The 6,950-nt window shown below is 65.5% G+C and carries 7 protein-coding genes and 1 pseudogene; all 8 read right to left on the bottom strand.

Going from position 1 to position 6,950, the window contains the following annotated elements; all coding sequences use genetic code 11:
- Positions 1 to 201 precede the first annotated feature (201 nt).
- A complete protein-coding gene (locus ACSR1C_RS20125; RefSeq protein ID WP_460260806.1) occupies positions 202 to 684 on the bottom strand; it encodes a nuclear transport factor 2 family protein in 483 nt (160 codons plus the stop codon).
- Positions 685 to 806: 122 nt separating this feature from the next.
- Positions 807 to 1,982 carry an acetyl-CoA C-acyltransferase family protein gene (locus tag ACSR1C_RS20130; RefSeq protein WP_460260807.1) on the bottom strand — a complete coding sequence of 392 codons (1,176 nt, stop codon included), beginning with the start codon at positions 1,980 to 1,982 and terminating at the stop codon, positions 807 to 809.
- Between the two features lie 49 nt (positions 1,983 to 2,031).
- Positions 2,032 to 2,793, bottom strand: a complete 762-nt coding sequence (locus tag ACSR1C_RS20135; protein ID WP_460260808.1) for an SDR family NAD(P)-dependent oxidoreductase — start codon at positions 2,791 to 2,793, stop codon at positions 2,032 to 2,034.
- 35 nt (positions 2,794 to 2,828) lie between these two features.
- A complete protein-coding gene (locus tag ACSR1C_RS20140; RefSeq protein ID WP_460260809.1) occupies positions 2,829 to 3,602 on the bottom strand; it encodes an enoyl-CoA hydratase in 774 nt (257 codons plus the stop codon).
- Positions 3,599 to 4,486, bottom strand: coding sequence for a 3-hydroxyisobutyrate dehydrogenase (gene mmsB / locus ACSR1C_RS20145; RefSeq protein WP_460260810.1), 888 nt, complete (start codon positions 4,484 to 4,486; stop codon positions 3,599 to 3,601). The genes ACSR1C_RS20140 and mmsB overlap by 4 nt, the downstream gene beginning before the upstream one ends.
- 29 nt (positions 4,487 to 4,515) lie before the next feature.
- Positions 4,516 to 5,571: an enoyl-CoA hydratase/isomerase family protein gene (locus ACSR1C_RS20150; RefSeq protein WP_460260811.1), complete on the bottom strand. Its 1,056-nt coding sequence runs from the start codon at positions 5,569 to 5,571 to the stop codon at positions 4,516 to 4,518.
- A gap of 12 nt (positions 5,572 to 5,583) precedes the next feature.
- Entirely contained in the window at positions 5,584 to 6,726 is a 1,143-nt protein-coding gene (locus ACSR1C_RS20155; RefSeq protein WP_460260812.1) for an acyl-CoA dehydrogenase family protein, read from the bottom strand.
- A 107-nt stretch (positions 6,727 to 6,833) separates the two neighbouring features.
- Positions 6,834 to 6,950: pseudogene (locus tag ACSR1C_RS20160) on the bottom strand (electron transfer flavoprotein subunit alpha/FixB family protein); the annotation flags it as partial.

Genomic DNA, 6,950 nt, shown 5'->3' on the forward strand with positions numbered 1-6,950 from the left:
CACCTCGGCATAGGCAGATCAACAGCTTACAAGGCGATCAGAAATGCCACGCTGTAAGCCATGTTCAGGCTTCGTTCTTCCTTAGCGTGGTTCTACGAAGAAACCTTCCGATGGGGCCAAATCAAGATCTGACGGTCATCCACCCAGACGCAGACGGGCCGCAATCGCTGCGGCCCGTTTTGGTTTCGACTATGCAGACGCTCAGATAACGTCGGACGGCTTCCAGGCGCAATCCACCGCCCGCATGGGCGAGGATTCCTCCAGCAGAACCGGCCGGGCCACACGCTCGGCGATACGCCAGCCTTCGGGCGTGCGCAGATAGCGGTCGTGGAATTCCAGCATCATCCCGGCGCCCGCATAGGCGACAGGTAGCGTGCCCTCTTCGGTCATGAAGCCGAAATAGGACATGTTGTAGATCACGCCGCGGACCTCGTCGGCGCTGACATGTTCGAAATGAAAATTGGTGGACACATGCCGGGTGACCTGGGTGGCCGGGCGCGCCTTTAGCCCCGCCATAATCTCGTCCTGGCCGTTATGCACATGCATGATTCGATCGAACAGGGCATCGGGCGTGAACAGGGCCACCAGATCGTCATAGCGCTGATAATCCATGTAGAATGCGAAATCGTGGCAAAGTTTGGTAAGCGCGGCCTCGGTGGCCGCCTGTGATGCTGCGTCAGTCACGCGGGTCTCCTCCCATATGATGAAAAATCCGGGCTCCGGATTATATAATATATGATAATGCAGAAAGGCCCATTGGAACAATATCCAATGGGCCTTTGACCGATAGCCAACAGAGATGGGCGTTACAGCGTCTCCACCGCCAGTGCGATGCCCTGGCCGCCGCCGATGCACATGGTGCAGATCGCCTTGCCGCCGCCGATGCGTTCCAGCTCATACAGCGCCTTGATCAGGATGATCGCCCCCGTGGCCCCCACCGGATGGCCAAGCGCGATGGCGCCGCCGTTCGGGTTCACCTTTGCCGGGTCGAGGCCAAGTTCCCTGGACACCGCGCAGGCCTGGGCGGCAAAGGCCTCGTTGCTTTCGATCACGTCGAAATCGCCCGCCGCCATGCCCAGCTTCGCCAGCAGGTTGCGCACCGCCGGCACCGGGCCGATGCCCATCACCTCGGGGCGCACGCCGGCATGGGCATAGCCCAGGATCCGCGCCCGCGGCTTCAGCCCGGCCTTTTCGGCGGCCTCCGCCGTGGCCAGCACCACCGCCGCCGCACCGTCATTGATGCCGCTGGCATTGCCCGCCGTTACCGTGCCGCCCTTCTGAAACGCCGGCCGCAACCCGGCCAGCGCCTCGGCCGTGCTGGCCTTGGGGTGCTCGTCGGTGTCGAAGGCCACCATGTCGCGCTTCACCTTGACCTCGACCGGCACGATCTGGCTTTTGAACCGGCCCTCGGCGATCGCGGCCTGCGCCCGGCGCTGACTTTCCAGCGCGAAGGCGTCCTGCGCTTCGCGCGTGATCTGATGCTCGCGCGCGACGTTTTCGGCGGTGATGCCCATATGGCCGGTGCCGAACGGGCAGTTGAGCGTGCCCAGCATCATGTCGATCATCGCCGCATCGCCCATCTTCTGGCCGAACCGGGCGGCGGGCATGATATAGGGCCCGCGCGACATGCATTCGGCGCCCCCGGCCAGCGCGAATTCCGCATCGCCCAGCATCAGGGATTGCACCGCCGAAACGACCGCCTGCAGCGCCGAGCCGCACAGCCGGTTGACGTTCATCGCCGGCACATGATCGGGCACGCCGGCGTCGATCCCGGTGACGCGCGACAGATACATGTCGCGCGGTTCGGTATTGATGACGTTGCCCATGACGATATGGCCGATCTGGCCCGGCTCGACGCCCGAGCGTTCCATCGCCGCCCTGGCCACATGCGCCCCAAGCGCCGTGGGCGCCGTGCCCGAAAGCGCGCCGCCAAACGTCCCGATGGCTGTGCGCGCTCCGTCAAGTAGTACGATCCCGGTCATGCGGCTGTCTCCTTTTGATCAAGCATGTTCTGAACTGGGTTCATCTATCCTACCTCGGGGCCATTCGGATGGCGCCATCCAGGCGGATCGTTTCCCCGTTCAGCATCTCGTTGTCGATGATATGCAGCGCCAGCTTCGCGTATTCCTCGGGCCGGCCCAACCGCGAGGGGAAGGGAATCGCGGCGGCAAGGCTGGCCTGTGCGGCGTCCGGCAGACCGCGCAGCATGGCGGTTTCGAAAATACCCGGCGCGATGGTGCAGACCCGGATGCCCAGCGGCGCGAATTCACGCGCTGCGGTGATGGTCAGCCCCACGACCCCGGCCTTGGACGAGGCATAGGCAGTCTGGCCCACCTGCCCCTCGAAGGCTGCGACCGAGGCGGTGTTGATCGCCACGCCGCGCTCGCCGCTTTCCAACGGCTCCAGCCCGGCTGCCGCTTCGCCGAACAGGCGCAGCAGGTTGAACGTGCCGATCAGGTTGACCTCGATCACCCGGCGGTAATCGTCCAGCGGCATGGTGCCATTGCGGCCCAGCATTTTCTGCGCCGGCGCGACCCCGGCGCAGTTGATCAGGATGCGCGCCGGGCCGTGCGCCGCGGTCGCGGCGGCCAAGGCCGCCTTGGCGCTGTCGTCACTGGCCACATCGCATTTCGCGGCAATGCCGCCGATTTCGGTCGCGACCTCTTGCGCGGCCTCCTCATTGAAATCGAGGATCGCCACTTTGGCGCCCCCCGCAGCCAGCGCGCGGGCCGTCGCCGCGCCCAGCCCCGAGCCGCCGCCGGTAACGATTGCCGCGATTGCGTTGATATCCATGGTCTTCGGTCCTGTTCTGTGCCCCGTCGGGGATACTATTTATGGGTAAATACGGGCGCGCGTTTCTCCACGAAGGCAGTCATGCCTTCCTTCTGGTCGTCTGTGGCGAAGAGCGCGTGGAACAGGCGGCGCTCATATCGTACGCCTTCGGTGAGGGGCATTTCCTGCGTGCGGCGGATCGCGTCGCGGATGCTCAGCAGCGCGGGCAGCGCCATGTTGGCGATGGTGTCGGCGGTTTTCAGCGCCTCGTCCAGCAGATCGTCCACCGGCAGGATGCGGCTGACCAGCCCGGCGCGCTCGGCCTCTTCGGCGCCCATCATGCGGCCGGTAAAGCACATCTCCATCGCCTTGGCCTGCCCCACCAGACGGGTCAGGCGCTGCGATCCGCCCATGCCGGGCATCACGCCCAGCTTGACCTCGGGCTGGCCGAACTGGGCAGTGTCCGAACACAGGATGAAGTCGCACATCATCGCCAGCTCGCACCCGCCACCAAGCGCATAGCCGGACACGGCCGCGATCGTGGGTTTGCGCAGTTGGCCCAGCCTGTCCCACTGGCCGAAGAAATCCGAGCCGTGCATGTCCATATAGGACTGGTCCTGCATTTCCTTGATGTCGGCCCCGGCGGCAAACGCCTTTTGCGAGCCGGTGATCACGGTGCAGCCGATGCCGTCGTCGCCATCGGCCCGGGTCAGCGCGTCGACCAGTTCCAGCGACAGCTGAGTGTTCAGCGCATTCAGCGCCTTGGGCCGGTTCAGCGTGATCAGCAGCACCCGGTTTTTTTGTTCGGTCAGGATGGTTTCATAGTTCATTTTTGGGCCCCGCGCAGGAAGTTGATGATGCCCGAGAAGTCCTCGCCGCCATTGCCCAGCGATTCGAACAGCCCGTACAGCTGTGCCGCCTCGGCGCCCAGCGGGATTTGCGCGCCGCGCGACAGGGCCGCCTCCTGCGCCAGGCGCAGGTCCTTGAGCATCAGCGCGGCGGCGAAGCCGGGCTTGTAGCCGGTATTGGCGGGCGAGGCCGGCACCGGGCCCGGCACCGGGCAATAGGTGCTGACCGACCAGCACTGGCCCGAAGACGTCGACATCACGTCGAACAGCGCCTGATGCTCCAGCCCCAGTTTTTCGCCAAGCGCGAACGCCTCGCACACCCCGATCATCGAGATGCCCAGCACCATGTTGTTGCAGATCTTGGCGGCCTGCCCGGCACCGGGGCCGCCGCAGGGCACCACGCGCCCCGCCATCGGATCAAGGATATCCTTGCCCCTGGCAAAGGCGTCGTCGCTGCCGCCGACCATGAAGGTCAGCGTGCCGGCCTCTGCCCCGCCCGTGCCGCCCGACACCGGCGCGTCCAGCGTCAGGCAGCCCTTGTCGGTCAGCATCGCATGGGCCGCGATCGCGCTGTCCACATCGATGGTCGAGCTGTCGATCATCAGCGTGCCGGGGGCGACCGCCTCGGCGATCTGGGCCCAGACCTTTTTCACCAGCGCGCCGTTGGGCAGCATGGTGATCACCGCATCGGCGCCGGCGACCGCCTCGATCACGTCGCCGAACGGGGTCACGCCCCGGGCCGCCGCCGCGTCGCGCGCCGCGCCCGACAGATCGAACCCGGTCACGTCATGCCCGGCCTTCACCAGGTTGCCCGCCATCGGGCCCCCCATATTGCCCAGGCCGATGAATGCGATTTTACTGGCCATCCGGCCCTCCCATATGTTGTGTCATCTTTTCAAAGCCCGAACAGCTGGAACCGCGAGGCGGCCATCAGCTGATCCAGATCGACCGCGCCCACCTCGGCCAGCGTTGCCGGCGACCAGTGCGGGTTGCGGTCCTTGTCGATCACCGCCGCGCGCACCCCTTCATAGAAATCCGCCCCCGCCAGGATCGGCCCGGTCGCCGCGAACTCGCGGTTCAGGCACGCTTCCAGACTGGCGCTGGCGCGCGCCGCGCGCAACAGTTGCAGCGTGATCTTCAGGCTAGTCGGCGATTTGCGCAACAGCGTCTCATGCGTCTTTTGCGCGAACTCGGTGCCCTGGGCCGCCAGATCGGCGAGGATCTGCTCGACCGTGTCCCCGGCGAACGCCGCGTCGATCGCCGCGCGGTTCTGCGCCAGACCCGCCGGCGCCGGCGGCTCGGCCAGCGCCTCGATCGCCTGATCGACCGCGTCGGTGCCCGCGCCCGCGGGCAGACCGGCCAGCTTGGCGATCAGCTCGGGCAGGCGCGCGGCCAGCATGTAATCGTCGGCAAAACCCGCATAGATCGCATCCGCCGCGCCGAAGCTGGCGCCGGTCAGCCCGATATAGGTGCCGACCTCGCCCGCCGCGCGGCCCAGAATCCAGGTGCCGCCCACATCGGGGAAGAACCCGATCCCGGTCTCGGGCATCGCCAGCCGGGTGCGGTCGGTCACGATCCGGTGGCTGCCATGGGCCGACACGCCGACGCCGCCGCCCATGGTGATCCCGTCCATGAAGGCCACATAGGGTTTGGGATAGCTGCCGATCCGCGCGTTCAGCCGGTATTCCTCGGCCCAGAAGGCGGTGGCCTGACTGTCCCCGGCCTTGCCCGATTCATAAAGCGCGATGATGTCGCCGCCGGCGCACAGGCCACGCTCGCCCGCGCCGGTGATCAGCACGCTTGCGATGCTGTCATCGCCCTCGAACTCCGTCAGGCCCCGATCGATCAGCCGCACCATTTCCAGCGTCAGGCTGTTGATCGCGCGCGGGCGGTTCAGGTGAAGGCGGCCGAGGCTGCCCTCGCGGCTGACGATTACCGGTTCTTCACTCATCGTGTGTCTCCCTCAGCTGTCCGCAATCACCGACCGCGACACGATCAGCCGCATGATCTCGTTCGTGCCTTCGAGGATCTGATGCACCCGCAGGTCGCGCACGATCTTCTCGATGCCGTATTCGCCCAGATAGCCGTAACCGCCATGCAGCTGCAGCGCGTCATTGGCCACGTTGAAACATTCGTCCGTCACGAACTGCTTGGCCATCGCGCACAGCGTGGTCGCCTCGGGCGATTTGGCGTCCAGCGCCGACGCCGCGCGCCACAGGATGGTGCGCGCGACCTCCAGCTTCGTCGCCATATCCGCCAGCCGGAACTGCAGCACCGGCATCGCGATCAGCGCTTTGCCAAAGGCCTTGCGCTCGCGCATGTAGTCCACCGTCGCATCAAGCGCGGCCTGCGCGCCGCCCAGGGAACAGGCCGCGATGTTGATCCGCCCGCCGTTCAGCCCCGCCATCGCGATGTTGAACCCCTTGCCCGCGGCCCCCAGCATGTTGGCCGCGGGGATGCGCATGTTGTCCATGCTGACCGTGCGCGTCGGCTGCGCGTTCCAGCCCATCTTGCGCTCGTTCGCGCCAAAGCTCAGGCCCGGCGTGTCCTTTTCGACGATGAACGCCGAAATCCCCCCCGGCCCCGCATCGCCGGTGCGCGCCATCACGATATAGACATCCGATGTGCCCGCGCCCGAGATGAACTGTTTCTGGCCGGTCAACAGATAGTCGTCGCCGTCGCGCACCGCCCGCGTGCTCAGCGCCGAGGCATCCGAGCCCGCGCCCGGTTCGGTCAGGCAATAGCTCGCCAAGGTTTCCATTGTGGCCAGCTTCGGGCACCAGGCGGCGCGCTGCTCTTCGGTGCCGTAGATGTCGATCATCCAGCAGCACATGTTGTGGATCGAGATATAGGCCGCCACCGTCGGGCAGCCCTTGGCCAGCGCCTCGAAGATCATCACCGAATCCACCCGCCCCAGACCCGAGCCGCCGACATCCTCGCGCGTATAAATCGCACCCAGACCAAGCCCCCCGGCCTGCGCCAGAACATCCGTCGGAAAATGCTTGCCCTCATCCCATTCAATCGCATGGGGCCGTAACTCGTGCAGCGCAAAACCCTCCGCCATCTCAACAAACGCAACCTGCTCCGCGCTCCGTGTGAAATCGATCACAAGCAGTCTCCCCTCAGTGCTCGCACAATTACCACTATCTTATGTATAATGATAACCAAATTCTTTATATCTTTGGCGCCGACTGGCAGCGCACCAAACCCGCCCTACAGCTTTTCGATCAGTTCCGGGACGGCCTTGAACAGATCGGCGACCAGGCCGTAATCGGCGACCTGGAAGATCGGGGCCTCTTCGTCCTTGTTGATCGCGACGATCACCTTGCT

The sequence above is a fragment of the Actibacterium sp. D185-2 genome (assembly GCF_054954595.1).